19 protein-coding genes and 1 pseudogene are annotated in these 25,649 nt (G+C 36.9%); 1 reads left to right on the forward strand and 19 read right to left on the reverse strand.

Going from position 1 to position 25,649, the window contains the following annotated elements:
- Positions 1-113 precede the first annotated feature (113 nt).
- The 10 genes from leuA to greA all read right to left on the reverse strand — a co-directional run bounded on the left by leuA (position 114) and on the right by greA (position 9,875).
- A complete protein-coding gene (gene leuA / locus RTP52_RS07895; RefSeq protein ID WP_312370324.1) occupies positions 114-1,784 on the reverse strand; it encodes a 2-isopropylmalate synthase in 1,671 nt (556 codons plus the stop codon).
- 98 nt (positions 1,785-1,882) lie between these two features.
- Positions 1,883-2,158 (reverse strand): HPr family phosphocarrier protein, encoded by a 276-nt coding sequence (locus RTP52_RS07900; RefSeq protein WP_312103132.1) that lies wholly within the window; start codon positions 2,156-2,158, stop codon positions 1,883-1,885.
- Positions 2,159-2,283: 125 nt separating this feature from the next.
- Complete coding sequence (locus RTP52_RS07905; protein ID WP_312103134.1) at positions 2,284-3,525, reverse strand: CdaR family protein; 1,242 nt, start codon at positions 3,523-3,525, stop codon at positions 2,284-2,286.
- On the reverse strand, positions 3,506-4,387 hold the full coding sequence (gene cdaA, locus RTP52_RS07910; RefSeq protein WP_312103137.1) for a diadenylate cyclase CdaA: 882 nt from the start codon (positions 4,385-4,387) through the stop codon (positions 3,506-3,508). The genes RTP52_RS07905 and cdaA overlap by 20 nt, the downstream gene beginning before the upstream one ends.
- Positions 4,388-4,416: 29 nt before the next feature.
- A complete protein-coding gene (locus RTP52_RS07915) occupies positions 4,417-5,478 on the reverse strand; it encodes a hypothetical protein (protein WP_312370328.1) in 1,062 nt (353 codons plus the stop codon).
- On the reverse strand, positions 5,475-5,909 hold the full coding sequence (locus tag RTP52_RS07920; RefSeq protein ID WP_312103141.1) for a hypothetical protein: 435 nt from the start codon (positions 5,907-5,909) through the stop codon (positions 5,475-5,477). Before RTP52_RS07920 ends, RTP52_RS07915 begins: the two co-directional genes overlap by 4 nt.
- A 281-nt stretch (positions 5,910-6,190) precedes the next feature.
- Positions 6,191-6,403: a DUF3006 domain-containing protein gene (locus RTP52_RS07925; RefSeq protein WP_312103144.1), complete on the reverse strand. Its 213-nt coding sequence runs from the start codon at positions 6,401-6,403 to the stop codon at positions 6,191-6,193.
- Positions 6,404-6,452: 49 nt separating this feature from the next.
- Complete coding sequence (locus tag RTP52_RS07930) at positions 6,453-7,355, reverse strand: ComEC/Rec2 family competence protein (protein WP_312370331.1); 903 nt, start codon at positions 7,353-7,355, stop codon at positions 6,453-6,455.
- Positions 7,356-7,779: 424 nt separating this feature from the next.
- Positions 7,780-9,288 (reverse strand): lysine--tRNA ligase, encoded by a 1,509-nt coding sequence (gene lysS, locus RTP52_RS07935; RefSeq protein ID WP_442913530.1) that lies wholly within the window; start codon positions 9,286-9,288, stop codon positions 7,780-7,782.
- Positions 9,289-9,392: 104 nt separating this feature from the next.
- Positions 9,393-9,875, reverse strand: coding sequence for a transcription elongation factor GreA (gene greA / locus RTP52_RS07940; protein WP_312103149.1), 483 nt, complete (start codon positions 9,873-9,875; stop codon positions 9,393-9,395).
- A gap of 633 nt (positions 9,876-10,508) precedes the next feature.
- Here greA and nifJ point away from each other — a divergent pair.
- A complete protein-coding gene (gene nifJ / locus RTP52_RS07945) occupies positions 10,509-14,036 on the forward strand; it encodes a pyruvate:ferredoxin (flavodoxin) oxidoreductase (RefSeq protein ID WP_312103152.1) in 3,528 nt (1,175 codons plus the stop codon).
- 189 nt (positions 14,037-14,225) lie between these two features.
- Here nifJ and RTP52_RS07950 read toward each other — a convergent pair whose 3' ends face one another.
- From RTP52_RS07950 to RTP52_RS07990, 9 genes and pseudogenes are all read right to left on the reverse strand, one after another.
- On the reverse strand, positions 14,226-16,298 hold the full coding sequence (locus RTP52_RS07950) for a family 10 glycosylhydrolase (protein WP_312370333.1): 2,073 nt from the start codon (positions 16,296-16,298) through the stop codon (positions 14,226-14,228).
- Between the two features lie 60 nt (positions 16,299-16,358).
- The gene (locus RTP52_RS07955; protein ID WP_312103157.1) at positions 16,359-17,213 is read right to left on the reverse strand and encodes a MurR/RpiR family transcriptional regulator; all 855 of its coding nucleotides are present in this window, start codon (positions 17,211-17,213) and stop codon (positions 16,359-16,361) included.
- Positions 17,214-17,224: 11 nt separating this feature from the next.
- The gene (locus tag RTP52_RS07960) at positions 17,225-17,917 is read right to left on the reverse strand and encodes an N-acetylmannosamine-6-phosphate 2-epimerase (protein WP_312370336.1); all 693 of its coding nucleotides are present in this window, start codon (positions 17,915-17,917) and stop codon (positions 17,225-17,227) included.
- 18 nt (positions 17,918-17,935) lie between these two features.
- Entirely contained in the window at positions 17,936-19,441 is a 1,506-nt protein-coding gene (locus RTP52_RS07965; protein ID WP_312370339.1) for a DUF4127 family protein, read from the reverse strand.
- Positions 19,442-19,579: 138 nt separating this feature from the next.
- On the reverse strand, positions 19,580-21,124 hold the full coding sequence (locus RTP52_RS07970; RefSeq protein ID WP_312370342.1) for an FAD-dependent oxidoreductase: 1,545 nt from the start codon (positions 21,122-21,124) through the stop codon (positions 19,580-19,582).
- 69 nt (positions 21,125-21,193) lie between these two features.
- On the reverse strand, positions 21,194-22,420 hold the full coding sequence (locus tag RTP52_RS07975; protein WP_312370344.1) for a carbohydrate ABC transporter permease: 1,227 nt from the start codon (positions 22,418-22,420) through the stop codon (positions 21,194-21,196).
- Positions 22,421-22,432: 12 nt separating this feature from the next.
- A complete protein-coding gene (locus tag RTP52_RS07980; RefSeq protein WP_312100399.1) occupies positions 22,433-23,395 on the reverse strand; it encodes an ABC transporter permease in 963 nt (320 codons plus the stop codon).
- Positions 23,396-23,612: 217 nt separating this feature from the next.
- Positions 23,613-25,310 carry a hypothetical protein gene (locus RTP52_RS07985; protein ID WP_312370347.1) on the reverse strand — a complete coding sequence of 566 codons (1,698 nt, stop codon included), beginning with the start codon at positions 25,308-25,310 and terminating at the stop codon, positions 23,613-23,615.
- Positions 25,311-25,342: 32 nt separating this feature from the next.
- Positions 25,343-25,649: pseudogene (locus RTP52_RS07990) on the reverse strand (hypothetical protein); the annotation flags it as partial.

The raw sequence follows: 25,649 nt of genomic DNA on the forward strand, positions 1-25,649 counted from the left end.
ATTTGTTACTACGATATTTAATCGGAACTAAAATCGTGATCTGATTATCGGACCCGAGGTGAAAAATACGCACCTTTTATCAAAATTTATAAAACAAACTTCTGATAAGCCAACTATAAATAATACAATCTGTTGATTGCACTGAATAACCCTCTTAGAGAAGCTCTTGTAATATTGGAACTGGTGCCGACACCAAAGGCAGCTTTTCCAGAATCCTTATCCATTACGTGAATATAGGCTGCTGCTTGAGCATTTGCACCTTCTCTAAGGGCATGCTCACTATAATCAAGTATCTTTATTTTTTTCCCGACAACTTCTTGTAATCCATGATGTACTGCATCAATCGGACCATTGCCGGTAGCATGAAATACTTTTTCTTCTCCATTGTTACGGTAGCTAACTGTTACAATAGTATCATAGGTATTATTCGAGTCAGTCACATCCTCCATCTTGCATCGTACAAAATGAAGTGGTTCCTTTCGTTCCAGATAGCAGTTTTTAAATTCCTGCATAATTTGCTCTGGAGTTACTTCTCCCTGCTTTTCGGAAATTCGTTGTATTACATCTGCAAATTCCTTATGCATTGCCTTAGGTAACTTATATCCAAAATAAGTTTCCATAATAAAGGCAACGCCACCTTTTCCTGATTGGCTATTAATACGAACAATCGGTTCATAGCATCTGCCAATATCGGCTGGATCAACCGGTAAATAAGGCACTTGCCAAAATTCCCTGTTCCTATCCTTCATGGCTTTTGTTCCCTTATTAATGGCATCCTGATGGGAACCAGAAAACGCAGTAAATACTAATTTCCCTGCATACGGATGTCTTTCGTGTACTTGCATTTTACATAAGCGTTCATAAATTTCTATGATATCATTTATATTTTCAATATTTAGATTAGGATCAATTCCTTGAGAAAACATATTGTATGCAATCGTTAAGATATCAACATTACCAGTACGTTCTCCATTACCAAATAAGGTACCTTCCACACGTTCTGCACCAGCTAGTATTGCTAATTCTGTGCTGGCAACTCCCGTTCCTCTATCATTATGAGGATGTACACTTAAGATAATGCTCTCTCTGTTTTTCAAATGTTTTGACATCCATTCAATCTGGTCTGCATATACATTCGGTGTATTCATTTCCACCGTAGCAGGAAGGTTAAATATCATCTTATTCTCTATTGACGGTTCCCAAATTTCTTGAACCGCAGTACAGATTTCTAATGCAAAATCGAGTTCTGTTTCGGTGAAACTCTCCGGTGAATACTCTAATATGATTTTGCCTTCAAAATCCCTTACATATTCCTTGACTAACCTCGTTGCTTGCTCTGCAATATGAATGATTTCTTCACGATTCATGTGAAATACAACATCTCTCTGCAGAGTAGAGGTTGAGTTGTAAATATGTACTACCGCTTGTTTTACTCCTTGGAGAGCTTCGAAAGTTCTTTGAATTAAGTGATCTCTACACTGCACCAGAACTTGAATGATAACATCATCCGGTATTAATTTACGGTCAACTAACTGTCTTAAAAAATCATATTCAATTTGGGATGCGCTTGGAAATCCAACTTCTATTTCCTTAAATCCTAGTTTAACTAGAAGGTTGAAAAATTCGATTTTTTCTTCTACAACCATCGGTTCGATCAAAGCTTGATTACCATCTCTTAAATCAACGCTGCACCATGTAGGTGCTTTAACAATTTCCTTGTTTGGCCATTCACGCTCTGGATACGTAACTATAGGATTTTTTTGATACCTCTTATAATTAATCATGCTTACCTCATCAATGCGCTGAATATCTTTCGACTATTATATCAACACTTGTATTATAAGTCATTCGAAATTTAGTACAAATAGTTCTATATTTTCATTTATTTTTCGTGATATTCTACGAATTCTGATTCAAGAGCATCTATCATCTTATCAAATGCTTCTTCCTCATTCTCCCCATCGCAGATAACCTCAACTTCATCACCGAACTTAATACATGCCGACAAAACACCCAATACACTTTTTGCATTTACGGTACGATTGCCTAGTTTCATTTCTATCTTGCATGAAAATTCCATAGCTAATTTACATAGATCCCCGGCTGGTCTAAGATGAAGACCTGTTTCACTTTTGATTACAACCTTACCGCTAATCATTTCTACCTCCATTTAAGCGACTCACCTCTACAATAGAGTATTGCCTAGGGAGTGTAGTAGACTCATCAATCTTCTACACTCCCTAGCCCTATAGTCACTTTAGCTTTTTAAGAAACTTAACATCACTACTCTCTCCTCACCACTTCAACACTAATCGTAACAGGCTGAATTGTGAGCCCCTCATTCGCTTTATATTGTACTGTAACCGAATGGGTTCCCAGACCATAATTGGATAAATCTATATATGGCCGTATCGTTAATGCAGATACTTCACTTAAAGATCCCGAAACACCCCTGACGCGTACATTTACATAACCAAGTGTTTTAAAAATAACTTCATAATCACTATCTAAGTTTCTGACCTGAATGTCTGACATTCGTATCGGTATATCTTTGCTGCCTAATTGATCAATCTTAACCGTAATGTCAAACGTATTACTTTCACCGACTAAGGTATACACTCCATGATAAGTATCTTCTAAGATTGCTTCAATGTTTCTTTTCTCTGGGAAGGTTTCTTTCTTGCCGTTAATGTCTATCTCTTGCTTTAACCAGTAAATATTATTCAGATCTTTTTGTTCTCCAGCAATTGTAATGGTTTTTGGTTCCCAAACAACATCGGTGCACTTATACCCATATGCTGGAGTTCCAACCGCAGATACTTGAATTGGTATTGTCTTTGTTGGTAATACCGTCACATCTACTGTTACTTCTTTGGTTTCAAAATCAAGTTTATCAGAATCTATAATATACCCATTTTCATCATAAGCAATTAGTTTTCTTGTTACTTGATAGGAATTACTTACCTGTTCAACGTTAACCTCTACAACAACGTCCTTTATTTTCGCAATCTTTCTTTTCGATCCAGAGATTTCGATAATGTTCGGATTAGCGGTTAATTCCGTAACATAGTAACCAGCCTTCGCTTCGCCAGTTTGTCTTACATTAACACGGAAGGTTTGCTTATCTAACTCTTCCAGTGTCAGTGTCATCATCTGAGTCTGCTCCAGAATCTCTATTTCATTTGCATTGTATTTATAAGATTGCTTTGGTGATACATGAATAGGTACTGCATCCACCATAGACATCTCTTTAAAATCAGCAACCGCTTCAAAGTCAGTATTCTTTAATCCGTCGATAATCGAGCGTTTTCCCCGAACCTTAATTGAGATAATATCACCAGACTCTACATCATAACGCTTGTTATGTTGTTCCATAGTCTCTGTGTTAATGGTTTTAACTTCAATATTATCAATCGTACTGGTTATGTAGGGGTCTGAGATATTCATAATCATTACCCAACATAACACTGCGATAAGGAAAGATATGATTTTAAGCGGTATATTTCTAGTTATTACCTTTTTCATTCTTTCTCTTTCCCCTCCATAACCTTATCTTCTTAACTTCGCCCGGTACCTTTTTTTGTATCTCTAAAAGTTTAGCTCTTAAATAATCTCCATCAACACTACGGATTAATTGTCCACCCTTAGCAATGGATACCTTTCCCGTTTCCTCTGAAACAATAATTGTAAAACTATCTGTCACCTCACTAATACCAACCGCAGCACGGTGCCTTGTTCCTAAATCTTTTGAAAGTCTCATATTGTCAGAGAGCGGTAGATAACAAGTTGCTGCTGTAATTCTATTTCCACGAATTGTGATCGCTCCATCATGGAGCGGTGTATTGTGTTCAAAAATATTAATTAACAACTGGCTACTTAATACAGCATCAAGTGAAATGCCAGTTCGTTCAAACTCACCTAAGGATACCTCTTGCTCAATCACCATCAAAGCTCCAGTTTTTGTTTTTGCTAATTCAAATGTTGCTCTTACAAGCTCATTTAAAGTTTCATCAGAAAATCGTTCTGGTTTTTCTTTGGTATCACTAAGATAGAACATCGGAGAAATAATACTCCTTTGCCCTAGTTGTTCTAGCGCCTTTCGAAACTCTGGCTGGAATACAATAATTAATGCTATGATACCAACATTAATCGTATTCACAAATATCCAAATAATCACATTAAATTTAAAGATGTAGGCAATGACCCAAAAGGCAAACAAGATTACTAATCCTTTCATTAAGGACCATGCACGTGTTGTCTTTACCCACTTAATCACACTATAGATTAAGAATGCCAGTAAGAATATCTCAATGATATCCGTTATCTTTAATTGTGGTAAAGAAAGGCGTACTAAATAGTCTTGTATAAACGTCTTAATTGATTCCATGCTTACATCCCCACCTATTCGTATCTTTCTTATCGTCTTCGATTCATATTATCCTGTAATCTAGCTTCTCTTGTTCTAGTATCACGAATTTGACGTTCTACTTCTTTTGTATCTTCTCTGTCATCATCGTCGAAGGAATCGTCAAGTTCTTCTTCAGAATCATGTTGTGCATTGATTCTTTTCACCTTGACATTCGTCATACTTACTTTTATTTTAGGAACTGCCTTTACATAGTAATAGTAATCATCATCTTCAAATTGAACATTTTCTACAGCTGTATAATCAAGTACTCTGCGGAAAAATTGTATTATAATTACAATCAGAGCGGAAATTAAGGTTCCTAAAATCATTGCACCAATCTGTTTTGGTATGCCAAGTCGAAGGTCTACGATTAAAAAGCCTATAATGGTAGTTATGGTTCCAGCACCGATTGCAATTTCAAACGCATACTCAATTTTTAATCGACGTATCACATAAACTAAAGTTATAACTAAAGCAAATACGATAATTGACATAATCAATTGTTTATTTGCAACGATTTTATCAATAATATTAATAAAAATCGGGAAAATATCATCCATTTTGGTAATATCCGTTGCTGTTGCCACTTCCTCCTGAATAATATGGATAATATAATAGATCGCTACACCACAAGATGTTGGTAGTATCGTGATTGGACTAGCAATTAATCCAAGTAGCAACGGTATCACATATGGAATATGAAGTATATATAATATCGGAATACCTAAAACTACATACCCGTATTTTGGAGTATATCTTATAAAAAAGCAATATAAAATAAGATAAATAAACACCAATAAAATTGCAAGAAACTTTGCTACCGAGTAGACATGCGCTAAAGATAATATCATCGCTAACAATACTAAAATAGCGGATGGTGTAAACGCACTTACTGCGGCTAGTAAAAAGGAAATAGTTATCTTGTTAAGCTTATCATTATATCCTATTGCTTTATTGATTACCAGAAATACGACAAATCCAACGATAAATTTTAACAATGGATTTAAATAGTTCTGATATTTTTGATAGATTTCGCGAAGTTTCTCACGAAATTCAAGAATTTGCATCATATTGACGTATCCTCCCTTTGCAGCTCATTCATAAGGCTGCCGTCTTCTTCTTTATAGATGATACGAAGCCTTTTTAATAAATTGAAATACTTGGATAATTTTTTCCTTGAACGATCGTACTTTATAGAGTATCCAATCATGGTCCCTATAATTGATATCGTTTGTAATACAATAAAGTATCCAAGAACTGTCATTCCAATGGAGCGATAATCCAATGAAACCGCATTCTCAATTAAATATTCTGACCTATAGATAGAAATCATAAGTAATAACAACAGATAACCAAAGGTGGTTGCTGTAAATGATTTTAATACCTGAAGTCTGACATAATCTGTTTTATAATACTTACTAAGTCGAATGTCCTCTTTGCCCTCTTTATTCTCATAAGCAGCAAGTTTTGTCATCAACCTAATTTTCCTGTTATTTAGCATTTCGCGCCTCCTTACATACTTAGTTTGTGTTATATATCGTAACACGAACTTTATGGTTAAAAATCTTAACCTTTGCGAAGATATGTATCAAAGTAACTGTCCCCTCAGAATGAAAAGGAACAGTTACTTTTATTTTTCACCTAATTCAACTGATATATTCCATCTTCGCAAAAAAGCAATTACCGCATAATACAGGCAGTGTAACGTAAATATTATATCACAATGATTTTTGAATATCGATAGTTTTTAAAAATTTAAATATTCTGTAATACATTCCCATTTTATTTAAATAACTTATTCATCATCTGATTCACCTTTTTACGACGTTCATCTGCTTCTTTATCATCGATTCGAATGATACCATCGTCATCAATGAGGGGGTCTCCCTCCTTTGCTTCCATTGGAAGCTTATACTTTGGGATATTTACCATATTTTTCGTCTCATCCTCGCAGACTGCGTAGGTTCCTTCAAATCTATCAATTATATATTTCATAAACAAGCTCCTTGCATTTTTTTGCTTTCAAGTCTTATGGAATTGGTTGTTATTGCATCGGTGATACATTGCTTATTAATTTTTCTCCATCCGATGTTATTACAATAGTACCTTGTTCATCCGTAAGAAAATATTTAATCTTATTATCCTTAAGCATCTTAATCGTACTTTTACTTGGATGATCATAGGTATTGTCTTTTCCTACAGAAATGACCGCATACTTTGGATTTACTGCCTTTACAAACTCTTTCGTTGAAGAAGTATCACTTCCGTGGTGCGATAACTTTAAAACGTCTGCACTTAAATCAAGTTTTGTAGCTAACATATCTTCCTCTGCTTCCCTCTCGGCATCACCGCACATTACAAAGGAGTGTTTGCCATTACTAACTTTAATTCCGATCGACCAGTTGTTTAAATTATTACCGTAATCCTTACTCGGTGCTAAAAACGTTACCGTAACCGCACCAAAACTAAAACTATCCCCAGGCTTTGGTGCCTGGAGTGTATTTCCAGTCTCCATTACTGCATTTAACACATCTTCGTAGGTCTTTGTAGTATGTTCTTTTTTTGGTGCATAGATTTTCTTTACTTTGTAATTAAGTATGACTGTATCAATGCTTCCAATATGGTCTTCATGTGGATGTGTCATAATAATAGCCTCAAACTCTTTTACACCAAGACGATTTAAATAATCCAGTATAACATCTTTATCGTCATTATTACCTCCATCCACCAGCATGTATTTACTGTTATTTTCTACTAAAATACAATCCGCTTGGCCAACGTCAATGAAGTGAACCTTCATTAACGGATCGTCCGTAACCTCTGCAGTTGTTTCCTTATTTTCTTCTGTTTGTCTTCGTTGGTCTGTTGTATATAGATACTGTCCAATTACTAATATAATAATAAGTAATAATTTGGTAATTGTACTAATCTTCTTACTTCTTTTCATCTAAAATTCCTCATTTTATTACTTTCTCTTATGTTATTACAAACTTAATAAGTATATAACTTGTCAATCATAAAATAAAGAAGAAGACACAGAAGTTTGTGCCTGCGTCATCCTCGGCGAAAACTTCCGAACTACTGAGAAGGCATGTTTTCAAGTGTGAAAGAAAACTACCTTAATTAGGCTAGAAAAAGGTTGTTACACAGTAAGGCAGTTGTATCTTCCTATGCCCCTTCGCATTGTAAGAAATCACTTGCAATGATTTGTACTGTGTAACAACCTCTTATCGTGGTTCTGTATTCGCAATTCGCTTACGCTACTTGCTCATAACCTCATTGCCACTACGTGGCATTATGAAACAGGTAAGTCCCTCGCTTGTTGAAGCGAGATATTTCCCTGATTAGGTTAAATTATATCCAATTCGCTATTAGCTTAAACTTTTCATTGTAGGGAACAACAATACATCACGTATTGCGGAAGAATCCGTTAATAGCATAACGAGACGGTCGATTCCAATTCCGATACCACCTGTTGGAGGCATACCATATGCTAATGCATTTAAGAAATCTTCGTCCATGGAGTTAGCTTCTTCATCTCCAGCAGCTTTTAATGCTTCTTGTGCCACAAAACGTTCTCTTTGATCAATTGGATCATTTAACTCGGAGTATGCATTTGCCATTTCTCTCTTAGTAACAAATAACTCAAAACGCTCTGTGAACTCTGGGTTTTCTGGTTTCTTCTTTGTAAGAGGGGATATTTCAACTGGATGATCTATTACAAAGGTTGGTTGTATTAGATGCTCTTCTACAAATTCTTCAAAGAATAAGCTTAAGATATCGCCCTTTTTATGTCTGTCTTCAAAGGAAACATGACGCTCTTTTGCAAGTGCCTTAGCTTCTTCCTCTGTCTTAATCTGATCAAAGTCAATTCCTGTATATTTCTTTACTGCTTCTACCATAGTAATACGTTCAAATGGCTTACCTAAGTCGATTTCAACACCTTCATAAGAAATCTTTGTTGTACCAAGCACTTTCTCTGCTACAGTACGGAATAATTTTTCTGTTAAATCCATCATTCCGTTATAATCTGTGTATGCTTGGTATAACTCAAGTAAAGTAAATTCAGGGTTGTGGCGTACAGATAAGCCTTCATTACGGAACACTCTACCGATTTCATATACTCTTTCTAAGCCACCAACAATTAATCTCTTTAGATATAACTCTAAGGAAATTCTTAAGTTTAAGTCCTCATCTAAAGAATTGTGATGTGTCATAAATGGTCTTGCAGCAGCACCACCTGCATTCTTAACTAAAACTGGAGTTTCTACTTCAATAAAGTCTTCTCCATCTAAATAATTACGGATTTCACGAATGATTGCGGAACGCTTAATAAATGTCTCTTTTACTTCTGGATTCATCATTAAGTCAACATATCTTTGACGATATCTTGTATCTGTATCTGTTAAACCATGGAATTTTTCAGGTAATACCTGTAAACATTTTGATAATAGAATAATCTCATTTGCACGTACAGAGATTTCCCCTGCGTGTGTTTTGAATACTTCACCCTTGATACCTACGATATCACCGAGATCGAACTTCTTAAATCCAGCGTATTCTTCCTCACCTATGCTGTCTCTTTGAATATAGGATTGAATATTACCAAGCTTGTCCTGAATATTGATAAAGGAGGCTTTTCCCATTACTCGCTTTGTCATAATTCTACCAGCAATCGCTACAATCTGACCCTCTACATTCTCAAAGTTTTCTTTGATATCCATAGTATGATGAGTCACATCATACTTCATAATCTGAAACGGATCTTTTCCTGCTTCTTGTAAATCAGCAAGCTTTTGCATTTTTACTTTAATTAATTCATTTACATCTTGCACATTATTTGCGTTTTGAACCTTATTCTCCTCTGCCACTGTTTTCATCCTTTCCGTTTATCCGCAACTATATTGCAGAAAGCGACCATTTAAAATGCTGTTGCACCTCTTGTGGTCGCTCTTTTCTCTGCGCATTGCAGCCATTATAAATCTTAATTCGATTTCTGAATCTCAAGAACTTTATATTTAAAGATGTTGCCATTGATCTCGACTTCAATCTCATCGTCTTTTCTTGCGCCGATTAATGCTTTACCAACTGGTGATTCATTTGAGATTTTACCCTTTAAGCTATTCGCTTCGGTAGAACCTACAATCTTGTATAATAATTCATCGTCAAATTCCATATCTAAGATTCTAACTAGACAACCAATATTTATGGTACCAACGTCAACCTCATCTTCTACAACAACTTCGGCATTCTTTAAAATCTTATCGATTTCTTCGATTCTTGCCTCTATATCTCTTTGCTCGTCTTTCGCTGCATCGTATTCTGCATTCTCTGACAAATCACCTTGTTCTCTGGCCTCTTTGATTTTCTGAGCAACTTGTTTTCTTCTGTTTACTTTTAAATCTTGTAATTCATCCTCTAATTGTTTCAGTCCTTCATAGGTCAAAATATTCTTCTTCTCCGCCATTAAAATACCCTTCCTCCATACTACATTATTCTCTTGTGAATATATCTCTGCAGTCTAGCTAATAAGCATAAAAACGATATAATACCAATATTCAAAGTATTATATCGTATTCAAAACCTCTTGTCAACAAGACCAAAGGGATATATTATGAAATCCTTATCGACACAAATCCTTCTTTCTCCCCATAAAAACATTTGGTTCACTTATGACCTGGTCTACTTCTTTAACCTCACATCTTCTTGTTCATTTATATGTCCAAGAATTGAATTTCATACATAGTTTTCAATTGTATGGAAGTAGTATGACAGAATATTTAAAAATCATACTTGTTATATTTAGGTAGTTACTGTTATTTTTTGGAATGATTATTTCTAATTTGAGTTCTTTCCCTATTATAATAGAAGTAAAAAAACAGACCCATTATTTACCATTTTTTACATATTCCATTAATAATTCCTTAAATTTCTTTATATATTTGTAGAATTCACTTATTTTTCACTTTTAAAACAAAAGAAAGCCTTTACTATTTATTGGTTTAGTGATACTCTTTTATGTAGGTATTTTTTAAAATACATTAAACCTAGGTAATTGATGAAAGCTACAATTACCATTATATAAGGAGGATATTCAAACATGGCTAGAAAAATGAAAACCATGGATGGTAATACCGCTGCGGCTCACGTGTCATATGCATTTACCGATGTAGCGGCAATCTATCCAATCACACCATCTTCACCAATGGCTGACTACACAGATATGTGGGCAACTCAGGGAAGAAAGAACATCTTCGGACACGAAGTATTGTTATCCGAGATGCAATCTGAAGCAGGTGCTGCAGGTGCTGTTCACGGTTCCTTGCAGGCAGGCGCATTAACAGCTACCTACACCGCATCCCAAGGTTTATTATTAATGATCCCTAATATGTATAAAATCGCTGGTGAGTTATTACCTGGCGTTATTAACGTTTCTGCACGTGCTCTTGCAAGTCATGCACTTTCTATCTTCGGAGATCATTCCGACGTTTACGCTTGTCGTCAAACAGGATTTGCTATGCTTTGCTCCGGTAATGTTCAAGAAACTATGGACTTAGGTGCTGTAGCTCACTTAACAGCTATCGAAGGCCGTGTTCCATTTATCCATTTCTTTGATGGTTTTAGAACTTCACACGAAATTCAGAAAATCGCTATTTGGGATTACGAAGATTTAAAAGAAATGACTGATATGGAAGCTGTAGATGCATTCCGTAACAGAGCTTTAAATCCAGAGCACCCAGTTCAAAGAGGTACTGCTCAGAACCCTGACGTATTCTTCCAGGCAAGAGAAGCTTGTAACCAATACTATGATGCAATTCCTGAACTTACTCAGGTATACATGGATAAGGTTAACGCTAAAATCGGTACTGATTATAAATTATTCAACTACTACGGAGCTGCTGATGCAGAGCATGTTATCATTGCAATGGGTTCCGTTTGCGATACTATCGAAGAGACAATCGACCATATGAATGCAAGTGGTGCTAAGGTTGGTCTTATCAAGGTTCGTCTTTACAGACCATTCTCCGCTAAGCATTTATTAGAGGCTATTCCTGCATCTGTTAAGCAGATTACTGTTCTTGATAGAACAAAAGAGCCAGGTGCTCTTGGTGAGCCTTTATACTTAGACGTTGTAGCTGCTCTTAAGGATACACAGTTTACTAATCTTCCTGTATTAACTGGCCGCTATGGTTTAGGTTCTAAAGATACTACACCAGCTCAGATTATTGCTGTTTATAACAACAAGGATAAGAAGAAGTTCACTATTGGTATCAACGATGATGTAACTCATCTTTCTCTTGATATTGCAGAGAATCCAGATACAGCAAACAAGGGTACAACAGCTTGTAAATTCTGGGGACTTGGTGCTGACGGTACTGTAGGTGCTAATAAGAACTCCATCAAGATTATCGGTGACCATACAGATAAGTACGCTCAGGCTTACTTTGATTATGACTCCAAGAAATCCGGTGGTGTTACTATCTCCCACTTACGTTTCGGTGATAGCCCAATCAAATCCACTTATTTAATCAACAAAGCTGACTTTGTTGCATGTCATATGCCAGCTTACGTTAGAAGATATAACATGGTACAAGATCTTAAGAAGAATGGTACATTCCTCCTTAACTGTTCTTGGAACATGGAAGAAATCGAGAAGAACCTTCCTGGTCAGGTAAAACGTTATATGGCTCAGAACAACATTAAGTTCTACACCATCGACGGTATCCAGATTGGTAAAGAAGTTGGTCTTGGTGGACGTATCAATACTATCCTTCAGGCTGCTTTCTTCAAATTAGCTAACATCATTCCTATTGAGGATGCTGTAAAATATATGAAAGATGCTGCTACTGCTTCTTATTCTAAGAAGGGTGATGACATCGTTAAGATGAACCATACCGCAATCGACCGTGGTGTTGAAGGTATCGTTGAAATTAAAGTTCCTGCTGAATGGGCTAACGCTACCGATGAGGACTTAGCTGCTAAAGCAACTGTTGGTAGACCAGAAGTTCTTGATTATGTTAACACAATTCTTCACAAGGTAAATGCTCAGGACGGTAACAGTCTTCCAGTTTCTGCTTTCGTTAAGGATGCAGATGGTACTGTACCTCTAGGAACAGCTGCATACGAGAAACGTGGTATTGCAATCGACGTTCCTGTATGGAATCCAGAAATCTGTTTACAGTGTAACCTTTGTTCTTATGTATGTCCTCATGCAGTTATCCGTCCAGTTGTTATGACTGAGGAACAAGCTGCTAATGCTCCTGAAGGCATGAAGATGGTTACTATGAAGCAAGTAGAAGGCAAGAAGTTTGCTATCACTATCTCCGTACTTGATTGTACAGGTTGTGGAAGCTGTGCTCATGTTTGTCCAGAAGTTAAGGGTAGTAAAGCTCTTAGCATGGATTTACTTGAGAACCACTACGATGATCAGAAGTACGCTGATTATGCTGCATCATTAGAAACTCCTGCTGAAATCCTTGAGAAATTCAAAGAGACAACTGTTAAGGGTAGCCAGTTCAAACAGCCATTACTTGAGTTCTCCGGAGCTTGTGCTGGATGTGGTGAAACACCTTACGCTAAATTAGTTACTCAGTTATATGGTGATAGAATGTACATTGCAAACGCTACTGGATGTTCTTCTATCTGGGGTGGTTCTTCACCTTCTACACCATATACAGTTAATAAAGAAGGCAAGGGTCCAGCTTGGGCTAACTCCTTATTCGAGGATAATGCTGAATTCGGTTTCGGTATGCAATTAGCTCAAACAGCTCTTAGAAAACGCCTTATCGATTCTGCAGAGAACTTAATTGCTAATTCATCAAGTGCTGATGTTAAGGCTGCTGCTGAAGAGTTCCTTGCAACACAGAATAACTCCACTGCAAATGCTCCTGCTACTAAGAATTTAGTTGCTGCATTAGAAGCTTGCGGATGTGACAATGCAGATAGAGAAAACATCTTAAAGAACAAGAGCTTCTTAGCTAAGAAGTCTCAATGGATCTTTGGTGGTGACGGTTGGGCTTACGACATCGGTTTCGGCGGTCTTGACCACGTAATCGCTTCCGGTCAGGATGTAAACATCATGGTATTCGATACTGAAGTTTACTCCAATACAGGTGGACAGTCCTCTAAGGCTACACCAACCGGTGCTATTGCACAGTTCGCTGCTGCTGGTAAGGAAGTTAAGAAGAAAGACCTTGCTGCAATCGCTATGAGCTATGGTTACGTATATGTAGCACAGATCGCTCAGGGTGCTGATTACAATCAGTGTATCAAGGCTATCACAGAAGCTGAGAACTATCCAGGTCCATCCTTAATTATTGCTTATGCTCCATGTATCAACCATGGTATCAAGGGCGGTATGACAGGTGCTCAGACAGAAGAGAAACGTGCTGTTGAAGCTGGTTACTGGCACTTATTCAGATTCAATCCTAACTTAAAGGAAGATGGAAAGAATCCATTCGTGTTAGATTCTAAGGCTCCAAAGGCTAGCTACCAAGAATTCCTTCAGAGCGAAGTTCGTTACAACAGACTTAGCAGAACAAATCCAGAAAGAGCTGCTGAATTATTTGCAAAGGCTGAGAAGGATGCTGCGGAGAAATATGCTAGACTTGTAAAGATGGCTGAGTAATCCAAAGTAATTTAATGCAAATAAAATAGTTACTATCTTATTTGTTAGAATAAAAAGAAACAGTTCCTTAGGGGACTGTTTCTTTTTTGTTCCTACAGCAAAACACCCTATGGTTTCTTTACCATAGGGTGTTAATCCATAACAAGGGAAAATTCACGAAGAACTTTTTCCTTGTTTATCACTATTTAATTACTTAGTAAGTGCAGCTTTCAAAGCAGGTCTTAACATATTCCAATCAGTATAGCACAAATCAAAAATCATTGTTCCGTCACTGAAATCGATACAAGCTTTCGTTCCGATTTTTAATAATTCCTCGGTATTAAGATCTGGAAGACTCATCGATGCCATCATTGGAACCTGATTATTTGTTACGATATTACCGATGGTTGTATACTTTTCAATCATCTCTGAAGTATCATAGTAGCAGCCGATCATAAGGAAATCAATATAATCTACATAGCTAGTTTTACTGTATTCTTCGGTATAAAGCTTTGAAACAGGGAAATTCAGTCTCTCATTATATCTAAAGTCCTTACTTCCCCAGTTCACACCATTTTGATAATACAAGTCAAACCAAGATCCAACATAAGCTGCTAAAGCAATTGGTCTCTCTTGATTTTCTGCATATTCGTCAACTATTCCTCTTAATCTTTTTGCAAAACCTTGAATTATACTGCTTCTAAAGGTAAGCCAATCTAGATATAACGGTCCAAAAATCATCTTTTGCTCCGCATCAAAGGAATAAATATCCCCCGGCCAATGAACTAACTCTTTTCCTTTATTCTTAAGATACTCTACAAACTGAATTCTAGTAACTTCACTAAAATCCGCATATTGGTTATCATATCTTGTACGGTCCATAATAACGCCATCGACTTCATAGTGATCTAATAATTCCTTTACTCGCAATAGCTCAAAATCCTGAACCTCTTTATTTGCTGGATTCACATAGCATAACATGCAGTTTCTTTTGGTTTCTAATACGCTTTTTAACTCCCCTTGATCCTCTGGAACATGAAGTACCTCTGCCCAATCTGGATGAGTATTTGGCAAATCGATTGCAAAATCATTCGATGCGATATTTCCTTCTACAAAGAAGTTAAAACTTGCATAAACTCTTAATCCACTCGCATGTGCAGCTTTTACAAACTCTTCTAAGAAATCAATCTCCATATGGAAGGCTTTCTTTGGATTTGTAGTTTCTGTCATATATTTTACATTGGTTAAGGTAGCCTTCCTATAAGCCGCATACCCTTCACATCCCTTTACATCAAGTGCAAAAGCTGTAATGCCAGCATCCTTTGCTGTCTGAATCAAGGCTTCTATTCTTTCCACTGTTTTGGTGGTCTCCGCATTTACATACTGTTCTGCCCACATGATAATTTCTTTTGGTTGATTCCTTGCTTGTTTATAAAAAACTATATGCGTATGCTTCGAATCCGATAATTCTACTCCATCTTCTAGCAATGTACAGTCGATATAGTTTGCACCAAGAGTTAATGGAACGGACACTGAGAACCTATCACTTGTAACTGAAGCTTTCATTTCTTTAAATGACTCTTCTCTACCATCTCCGTATACAATCCTTAATTCATATTTCTTTTCCTTATGAAAATGTTCTAACTTTCCTTCCAATAAGAAGGTATCCTCTTCGACTGTTGCATATTCTTTAGAATCCATGGTAAGAAATACGCTAGTAGAATCCATACGTTTTGCAATAAGAGATGCGAGATCAAGAGTATTGATATAGTTTACTCCTAGCTTATAACGAACAACATCTCCTTTTAAAAAGCTCTCAAAAACCTGCTTAGCAAATGAACTGTTCTCTCCTAACGCTATATTCTTATCCTGGCTTACTAGAGAATTCTTTAACGTTGTTAAATCTCCCTCGAGATATACAATCATAGCTACACTGGCAGTTTTTATTTTCTCTAGTGAAGCAGAGGAACCTATTTCATTACTATAAACCTCACCCTCAATAACAAATAAGGATTCCGATACCGCTTGATTCTCATCGATACAAATCACTAGAGAATTTGAAAGCGTAGTTCGAGTTAGATTACTTAATTGATCCGTTGTTAATAGGTGTAACTTATCTTTTCGATTCCTATCTATTGGAATGCTATTATTTGCATCTTTATTACCTTCTTTTGCTTCTATAGAAACATAATCAATCGGAAATAATTCTCCATGACTAGTGAAATCGTATATAAACGCGGTTTCTATGCACAAACCTTCGATGTGAACCTGACAATCTTTCATTTTGCCTCCAATTTAACGAAAAAGCCCACCGATGGGCATAAAAAGTCCATCCATTCCAAGTTACAAAATCTTAGATGAAATGGATTCCGTTGTCTTCGCTTTGTTTAATTTCGATTGATGATAATGCTTTGTAAAATATAATAAATACAAAATATCCAAAATATAAAATTGTACCATGGAAGTAGAGGATGCACCACCATCTAAAGGTCCTTCATTGGAACCACATGGGATAACAACATCTGATATATTTGCAAGGTGTGAGTTGACATATCTTGTAATGCTGACTACTTTACAGCCATTGGATTTTGCGAGATTAGCAATCTCTATCGAATCTTTTGTAGACCCAGAGTAAGAGAAAATAATCGCCAAATCGCGGCTTGATAAAAGTGCAGCAGACATAAACTGCATATGGCAGTCCGCTATATGTTCTACATTCGGAAGAATTCTCATAAACTTCATCTTCGCTTCTAGCGCAATAACGCCAGAGGAACCCATACCAAAAAATTGAACTTTGTTCGCACCGGATATCATATCCACTACCTTCGTTACAGCTTCAAAGTTTAAGCCCTCAAATGTTTCCGTTAGAGCAGCGATGTCAACAGCCAATGCTTTTTTGCATATAGTTTGTATATCATCATCCTGACTAACCGAGCCATTAATGGTATAATCAGAGCCTGTTCTCACTGCAATATCCTGTGCCAAAAACATCTTAAACTCCTGATAACCATTTAACTTGAGCGCTTTACAGAAACGAAATACCGTAGTATCCCCAACTCCACAAATCTCAGCTAGATCTGTAATCGATGTATATAATACCTTTTCCGGATTTTCAAAGACAAAATCAGCCACTATCTTCTCTGATTTTGTAAATTTTGAATATGAACTTTCAATTCTTGCAAATATTCCTTCTGCCATAAGTACCTCCCCTATTTTTGAATTGCTTGTACGTAACGTTTTGTGATATCCATTGGTCTAGTAATTGCAGTACCTACAACTGCTGCATGTACTCCACATTCCAATGCTTGCTTTAATTGCTCTGGTGACCAAATGCCTCCTTCTGCTATTACTGGAATTTTACTATTTTTTGCTAACCTTTGCAACAAATCAAAATTTGGAATCGCTACACCTTTTGTTTGCTCTGTATAACCACAAAGGGTTGTGCCAACCAAATCAAATCCTATCTCCCTCGCATGGATTGCCTCTTCATAAGTGGCACAGTCAGCCATAAACAATTGATTCGGATACATCTCTCTTACTTCTTTAAAAAAGGCATCCAAAGAGATTCCATGTGGACGTAAGCGGTCCGTTGCATCGATTGCAATAATCTCCGCGTTTGCAGCTACAATATCACGAACAGCTTCCATCGTTGGCGTTATGTAGACATCGCTGTCTTCAAATACCTGCTTATATAAACCGATAACAGGAAGATTCACAGTTTTCTTAATTTCTATAATATCCTCCGGTGTATTGGCACGAATGCCGACAGCTCCACCAAGCTGTGCGGCATATGCCATTCTGCTCATAATATAAGAACTATATAAAGGTTCTGTTGATAATGCCTGACAAGACACCACCAAGCCCCCTCTAATTTGGTCAAGTATGTCTTTGTTCTGATTCATAGTAAGCCTCCCAAGATTTTATCGATATGATACCGTAATGTCTGTCTCAAACATACGGCGCCATGGCATTTTTATATCCTCAATCAGAATATGTTTCGCGATTGATGTAAGTTTTGTATCTGCAAAATGTTGTAGATATTTCTTTACCAGTTCACTAACAACACCGTTCTGTTCTTTGATATCAAAATAATTCATTCCTAATGCGGGCAATTCTTTCTCGGTGATTTCTTTTCTAATGAATCCACAGTAACCTGCATCTTCTAAATATCGAAGAAGTAAAAACTCCATATGTTTCTTATTGCTTCCATAATAGAGGTATTTAACCCCTTCAGCCAATGCAGTACCTATCGTATTCGATGAGGTATTCCAACCAGCATATCCTGCTACCTTTAATAATAACTCTTTTTGGTTAAGAATTGCAACTGGTTTCCCCTCAGAAATAAATGTTTCAATCGCATATACAAATTCAGTAAGATTGCGTTCTACATCATAGTCTGTATTGGATGCAGGCTGACTTGCAGCCTCTAGCATCTTTCCCCTCGGTGCAGATAAGGCAAGAACAAAATCCGCTTCTGCCACGCTATCCACCTGGATACATCCAGCAGCCATAATATGATATCTAACAGTCTCCCCAAGGGATCTATCCTCATAAGAAGGAATTAAGTAAGGAGCATGAACGGAGGCATATTTTACATATACTTTCGGACGCTTTTCCATAACCACATTCATAGCACGAGATAGTAAGGTCATCTCTACCTCATCTGCTCCAGGATAAACTATAACTTTGTCAGAAAGGCAACTTTCTAAAATTTCTTTACGTACAGAAACCTGATCCATTGCTGTATATCCATAAGGAGCTGAATCATCCTGCGGTATAATTAAGAATTCTAGAACTCCTTCTTTCGCCAGCTTTAAAACCTCAAGATTAAAGGAAAGATTAAACTCCCTACGATTTTCATAATCTTTTAAATCCTCTGTCTTGATCTGAGAAAGAAGTTCTTCTTTCTTGGTCTGAGAAAGTAGTTCTTTCTTGGTCTGAGAAAGAACTTCTTCCTCAGATTCACTAGGAATCCCTAATTTTTCTTTGTGAATAGCATTTCCTAATTGATGTATCTGCTCCCCACAATATTCATAATAGTCTGGTTCCTCATCATTGCTAGAATATTTAGGACAACGCATGATACACTGGAAAGCATAGATTTTTAACTTATTATTTTGGCTCTTGATTTCACGTAGTAGATTAAGGCGTTCCATTACCTCTTCTTTATTAAAATGATGAAGTCTGGATGGTATTAGTCCACCATAAAGTAAAGTATCCATCGCCAAAACTGCAATATCTGCTTCTTTACATTTTTCCTTTAACATCCGAGAAACTTCACGGACATCTGCTGGTATCTTCTTATCCCCTAACGGTTCTATCCTATCTATAATAAAATCATCACTGTGAAAAATCTGATAAGGAAATTTAAAATTACATGGTCGCTCATCTAACGGTAATAAGACCACCTTCTTTGTATTTTTCATTTTTACCTCATTCCTGCGCGTATGCGCATATTAAGCTTGTGTTAAAGATACGCAGGGCCAAGCTATCATCTTTAGTCCCTGCGCATCTTTTTATACCTATTAAGATTGATGAAAGAATCTCACAGGCCCCACTGCGCCTTATACTGACATTTTACTAAAATCCCAATGAAGCTGTACACCTTCACGTTCAAGTTCCTCTTGGAATGTCTTTAATTCGCTAGTTAATAACTCTTCGAATGTAACTTTATGGTCAATACAATATGCTGCTGCATAACCTGCTACCTCACCAACATTCCATTCTACTGGATGTAAACGATAACATCCACTCGTTAAGTGGGTAGAACCTATATTTTTACAAGCTGGTAACAGATTCTTTATACGTACTGGTATCATTGAGGATAATGGTATCTCAAATGGATACGTAGCATCGTATAAAAAGCTATGTGATTTCGTGGTCATATGAATATCAATTGCATAATGCCCAACACCTACAGAATCTGCTAACTTAGGTGGAAGTTCATTATTTCGCTTACTTACATCTTGCTCACAAATTGTTTTCTTAGCTACAATTCTTCTGGACTCTCTAATATAAGCAGCCTTTGCTAGACCATCCTCGGTTCCCATGATGTCTGGGCGAAGTTTTACTGCATAGCCTTTCCCTCCATCAGCTCTAGGAGCTTCGTTTTGTAACCAGTAAATAGAGCAAAGTGTCTGCTGTCTAGATAATTCTAAGTTTTCTTTTGCATCCTTATCATCAAATACATTACCTAGTGCAAAATCATTTTGTGGCCAGTTTAACAAGGTGACTTCTTTTCTTCCATCGGTATAATTCGCTGTATCTATAACTCTACGATAGCTCCAAAGTCCAAGGGGATACCCATCATACTCTCCGTCAAACATCGGAAGAAATGTCTTCTTCTGTGTATGAGCATCTGCCATATACCAGCTAAATAGTAAATTGTCATCGTATGGAACACCTAAGCTTGCAAAGTAGTCATACTTTTCTGGCTTTTCCATTTTATAATCCCCGTCAGGATTTAATTCAAGCGCAGCTACCCAGGTAATTGGCTGCATATCATAAGGGTCCGAAACCTCAGGTGCATGTAACTCTCCTGTTAACTCCTTACTTTCCGCACCGGTACGATATTCTGCACCAACGATTGGTAACAAGTCACCACAATCCGTAGCATCAAGAAAATACTCAGCCTCAATAGCCTTTTTTTCCTTCGTTTGAAGGTTCTTCACTGTAACACTTTTTATTGTATCGTTTTCTACAGTGCTATCAACTGCAACTGTGAAGTATTCAACGGTTAGACGTCCATCCTTTTGATACTCAGAAATCATATCTTCAAATAATTTAAGTGCTACCTTAGGTTCGTGTGCAACACGAGATACCCAAGAGTTCCCAGGACAGAAACATTCCTTTTGTCTTACTTCCTCCTTAAATTCCGGTATTCTACGATAATGGTCACGGACGGATTTACGAAAGTCCAAATAACGCTTAGTTGCTCCAAATTCCTCAATCCATGGATGTTCATCTGGTGGAACTGCCTGTGATGTTAATTGGCCACCTATCCAGTCTGTTTCTTCGCACAGATAAACCTTTTTGTTTTGTTTTGCTGCACTGATAGCAGCTTGAACTCCACCTAAACTACCGCCTATAATTGCTATATCATACTTCATATTTACCTCCATTCCTGCGTTTTGTGCATCGTATTTTAGCCGAAGGTAACGCAGGCACATGATTTCTTTTTAGCCTTTTACTGCACCCGCTGACACATCATTCTTTAAATATTTAAAGATAAATGGGTAGGCTATGGCAATTGGAACAATTGACATTAATACATAACTCATCTTGATTCCATCCCAGTAAGTTAATAAGGTTGGGTTGTTCATCGCAATCTCCATTGGATTTTGGCCAAGGAAGTTTTTAATGTACATAGGAACCGGATAGATGGATTTGTTATTTGTTATATAAAGAATTGAACTGTTAATGTTATTCCAGTAGCTGATTGCAGTAAAGAAGGATACTGTTGCAATCATAGGAGAAGCAATTGGCATAATAATCTTAAAAAGTATACTAAAATTACTTGCACCATCTAACTTCGCAGATTCTTCTAATTCCACCGGGATGCTTTCATAGAAGCCTTTTAATAACAGTAGGTAATAAACCATAACTACAGATGGTAAGATTAATGCCCAGATGGTATCCATTATGCCGAGTGCATTAACCAGTAATATATTTGGTGCAATACCACCTGAGAAAAGCATTACTATCATAAAGAACAACATCATTGTTTTTCTAAGTGGCATATGTGGCTTAGAAAGTGGATAAGCTGCCATCCCCATAGAAACAACAGATATTAAAGTACCAACTAAAGTAATAAAAATCGAGTTTCCAAAGGAACGAAGGAAGGCTTTGTCTGAAAGAACGTATTTCATCGCAAAGAGATCAACGTTTTTTGGAACAATGTTAATGATTTGACCTGGTGCTGATAATGCACTTGCAAATACATTTAAAAACGGAACAAAAAAGAAAAGTATTAATATTATTGCAATTCCTTTTGCTATAATCTGAAATACATTCTCATCGTTATATCTGCGAAGTACATTCGGTAACTTAAAAATACAGATAATTCTAGCCCCAAGAAGACTTGGTACAAATAAAGATGCTGGAACTATCACTGCAGATGTCAAAAGATAAATAAACTCTGCCTTATCAAATTTAAAATATTCGTGAAATCCTGATTTCTTACTAATACGAAGAATACGAACTACGCTCTCAACCGCCATAACAGCCCATAGGATTACAAAGGCAATGTCCATTCCGCGCTTTGCACTCTCGCTAAAGCGTTTATCAATAAATTGTGCAAATAAGATACCGAGGGATACCATAAGGCAAAGAAGCATCGCCCTACGGATATGATTTTTGATTCTTTCTTCTTTGGTTAAATGAACTTTTACTTTATTCTTTTTCATCTATGACCCCTCCTACCATATTCCGCGGTTGAAGAACTTTTTAGAGATGAAGTTACCACCGACCACTAAGATTAATGCGACAACTGAGTTAAAGAATCCTACAGCAGTTGATAACGCATATTGTGGAATCAACGCTGCTTCCCTTACCAAACGATAAGTATAAGTTCCAAGGATATCACCGCTTGCTTGAATGTATGGTGAATAGAAAACAAATACTTGTTCAAAACCTGCATTCATAATAGAACCAATTCTAAGAATTAACATAACAGCAATAACCGGCATGATTCCAGGTAGGGTAACATAACGAATCTGTTGCCACTTACTTGCACCATCAATTTTTGCAGCTTCAATTTGATTACGATCTAATGCTGTGATTGCAGCCATATAAGTAATGGTACTCCATCCAATATCCTTCCACGCAGTTGTTGTTACTATTACAGAACGAAATGTATCATTACTTGTAACAAAACCTACACGGTCATGTCCAAAATAAGCTAACACGTTATTTACAAAACCAGTATCCTTATTTAATAAGGCAATGAAGATACCTCCAATGGTAGCCCAAGATAAGAAATAAGGAATATACATCGATACTTCTAATGACTTGCGGACTACTTTACCACGCATTTCGTTGATGAGAATTGCTAACGCGATTGGAATTGGGAATACGATTACAATTTTTAAAGTACTGATAATTAAGGTGTTGCATAATGCATTGATTACTTCTTGCTTACTAAATATCTTAATAAAGTTATCAAAACCAACCCATTTTGCATCTAATATACCTCGTACTGCGGATGAACTTCCCAAAAGATTCGGATTCGCTTTAAAAGCCATGATAAGACCAGCCATCGGTATGTAGGAAAATAATATAGCAAACACCACTGCTGGAATGTAGAAGATGAATAAATTACCGTGTTGCTTCATCTGAGTACGAAAGCTTTCTTTACCTGTCCTTTGATTAACTTTCTTCAATATCCTAACCTCCTTAAGTTCCATCACCAGAATACGTAGTGGCCTTACCCCTTTTGTCAGGCACCTACGTATTCAGGTGATGCAATTTTGAAAGATTGGGGCTGTTGCAGTTATTCCTTAGCAAATGCCCCAACCATTATAATTCCTATTATCGAAACAAAATCATGTTTACGATAACCAGATTGATGATGCATAAAACGCACCTTTTATGCTAAAATTATCTTGCTTTTACTGGATTAAACTGATCTTTCATATCCCAAGTTCCATACCAGTTATTTACTGATTCTGTAACAGCCTTACCTTCAAACTCATCGAATTTAGCTTGAATTGCTGCTAAATCAAATGGAACGTTCTTTTCGAACATAGAAATTACAATTGCATTCTTAACTTCAATATTTGCTGCATTGTAATATGTGTCATAAGCTTCGTTTGGAGGCATTACAGTTACTGGGTTTTGAATACCTGTTGCACCAATATTGTAGTTAGATTGGCTAAACATCTTATTCTGTGCTTCTGTCTTTCTAACACGACATAACCAGTATGCTGCATAGTCATTTTCTCTTGTACCATCAATGAACTTATCAGAGAAGCCCTGCTTATCATTGAACGCTGGAAGAATTGGATAGTACTGACCATCCACAATGCTATAAGTATCACCTTCTGTACCAAGTACTAACTTAAGGAAGAAATCCTTATCTAATTTCTTATCTGCGTAATCAACATAAGCTGCTGCCTGTTCTTCTGTAGCAAAGTTTGGAACTACAGTGTAGTAAGAATAACCTTCTGTTGCAAAAACTCTAACTTTACTCTTATCTCCCTTGCAATCATCTGGAACAAGTGCGGAAATATAGCCAATGCTATCATCTGTATAAGTAGAAAGATCTGTTCCTTCTTTTGCATTCGTAGTTTCGATTGCATATGCATTCCAGTGTGCAATACGTCCAGCACCTACATTTCTAGTCTGAAGTGATTTCACTGCACCTGCATCATCAGAAGTTGCTTGGTAAAGAATTAATCCACTGTCATAAAGGTCTTCCATATATGCTGCATATTCTGCAAAACCTGGCTGATTTACTACATAAGTAAGTTCTCCATTAATATCTGCCCATTCATTGTAAATGCCAAATGCTGGTAAGATGTTTTCCATGTAAACGACATTGGTATCAACTGCCATAGCGTATCCACCTGCTGGAACCTTGGTAGCAAAGTATGTTAACATTGTTTTATAATCTGTTAATGACATGGAATAACCATTTTCTTCGGATGGGACTGGAATCTGAGCATTTGGATTTTCTGCATTGTATTCCTCTAACCAATCCTTACGATAGCAGATACCAACAGAAGTAGTTGCGAAAGCATTTTTCTGTGGGATAGCGTAAATTTCACCATCTTTGGATGCAGTTCCCCAACCAAATTCAGAGATCTGTTCTTTTAAGTTTGTAGAACCTTCCACATACTTCGTAATAGGTTTTAATGCACCCATAGCCAATAAAGTATAGAACTGATCCTTACCAACCTTTACTGCCTGGTAGTCCTGCTTTAACATAAAGATGTTAGTGACTGCAGTCTGCGCATCCATCGGATCAGCAGGGGACTGTGCATAAGTAACCTTGTATCCGGTTTGCCCTTCCACTAATTTAGCCAATTCAAGTGCATTGAACTCTTCATCCGTAATACCTGCACCAATACTGTAGTAATTAAAGGAATCAACCTTAGGATAATCTGCTAAAGATTTTGCAGCTTCCTTCTCTGGAGCAGGAGTTGCTGTTGCTTCAACCTGAGTATTGTTGCCTTCATTATTACCTTCATTACCCTTTTTGTTGTCATCACTCTTTTTACCGCAGGCAGCCATAGAAACTACCATTGCGCCAACTAAGAGCATAGATACAACTTTCTTAAATTTCTTGTTGATCATGATATAATCCTCCTTTTAAATTTCGTCTAACCTCATCCCATAACAGCCGGTGATACAATAACGTTCCACAAATTATAATTTAGTCTACTTCCATCTTCTTGTTCAAAATAAGCAAATGGAAGTCTCTCCTCTTCTAATTCGTCGATCCGTTCTATCCCCCCTTCTGTCCATAGTAAAATTTGTTCCTTCGCGTAGTAAAGTCGTTCCTTTAATCCGCCAAGACGTATCAATTGTATTTCAAAGCCAAAGGATTTGTTCTCCTTATGCCATTGATACCGAAAATCTCGTAAAAATCGGTCGAGTCTTTTCAATACTTCGGGAATTTTTGATTGAGCGATT

The sequence above is a fragment of the Lachnoclostridium sp. genome (assembly GCF_031997925.1).
Classification (GTDB): Bacteria; Bacillota; Clostridia; order Lachnospirales; family Lachnospiraceae; genus Lachnoclostridium.

Bases quoted from the DNA above. Each gene is read 5' to 3' on its own strand.
- leuA (WP_312370324.1), bottom strand. From the start codon at position 1,784: ATGATTAATTATAAGAGGTATCAAAAAAATCCTATAGTTACGTATCCA.
- RTP52_RS07900 (WP_312103132.1), bottom strand. From the start codon at position 2,158: ATGATTAGCGGTAAGGTTGTAATCAAAAGTGAAACAGGTCTTCATCTT.
- RTP52_RS07905 (WP_312103134.1), bottom strand. From the start codon at position 3,525: ATGAAAAAGGTAATAACTAGAAATATACCGCTTAAAATCATATCTTTC.
- cdaA (WP_312103137.1), bottom strand. From the start codon at position 4,387: ATGGAATCAATTAAGACGTTTATACAAGACTATTTAGTACGCCTTTCT.
- RTP52_RS07915 (WP_312370328.1), bottom strand. From the start codon at position 5,478: ATGATGCAAATTCTTGAATTTCGTGAGAAACTTCGCGAAATCTATCAA.
- RTP52_RS07920 (WP_312103141.1), bottom strand. From the start codon at position 5,909: ATGCTAAATAACAGGAAAATTAGGTTGATGACAAAACTTGCTGCTTAT.
- RTP52_RS07925 (WP_312103144.1), bottom strand. From the start codon at position 6,403: ATGAAATATATAATTGATAGATTTGAAGGAACCTACGCAGTCTGCGAG.
- RTP52_RS07930 (WP_312370331.1), bottom strand. From the start codon at position 7,355: ATGAAAAGAAGTAAGAAGATTAGTACAATTACCAAATTATTACTTATT.
- lysS (WP_442913530.1), bottom strand. From the start codon at position 9,288: ATGAAAACAGTGGCAGAGGAGAATAAGGTTCAAAACGCAAATAATGTG.
- greA (WP_312103149.1), bottom strand. From the start codon at position 9,875: ATGGCGGAGAAGAAGAATATTTTGACCTATGAAGGACTGAAACAATTA.
- nifJ (WP_312103152.1), top strand. From the start codon at position 10,509: ATGGCTAGAAAAATGAAAACCATGGATGGTAATACCGCTGCGGCTCAC.
- RTP52_RS07950 (WP_312370333.1), bottom strand. From the start codon at position 16,298: ATGAAAGATTGTCAGGTTCACATCGAAGGTTTGTGCATAGAAACCGCG.
- RTP52_RS07955 (WP_312103157.1), bottom strand. From the start codon at position 17,213: ATGGCAGAAGGAATATTTGCAAGAATTGAAAGTTCATATTCAAAATTT.
- RTP52_RS07960 (WP_312370336.1), bottom strand. From the start codon at position 17,917: ATGAATCAGAACAAAGACATACTTGACCAAATTAGAGGGGGCTTGGTG.
- RTP52_RS07965 (WP_312370339.1), bottom strand. From the start codon at position 19,441: ATGAAAAATACAAAGAAGGTGGTCTTATTACCGTTAGATGAGCGACCA.
- RTP52_RS07970 (WP_312370342.1), bottom strand. From the start codon at position 21,124: ATGAAGTATGATATAGCAATTATAGGCGGTAGTTTAGGTGGAGTTCAA.
- RTP52_RS07975 (WP_312370344.1), bottom strand. From the start codon at position 22,420: ATGAAAAAGAATAAAGTAAAAGTTCATTTAACCAAAGAAGAAAGAATC.
- RTP52_RS07985 (WP_312370347.1), bottom strand. From the start codon at position 25,310: ATGATCAACAAGAAATTTAAGAAAGTTGTATCTATGCTCTTAGTTGGC.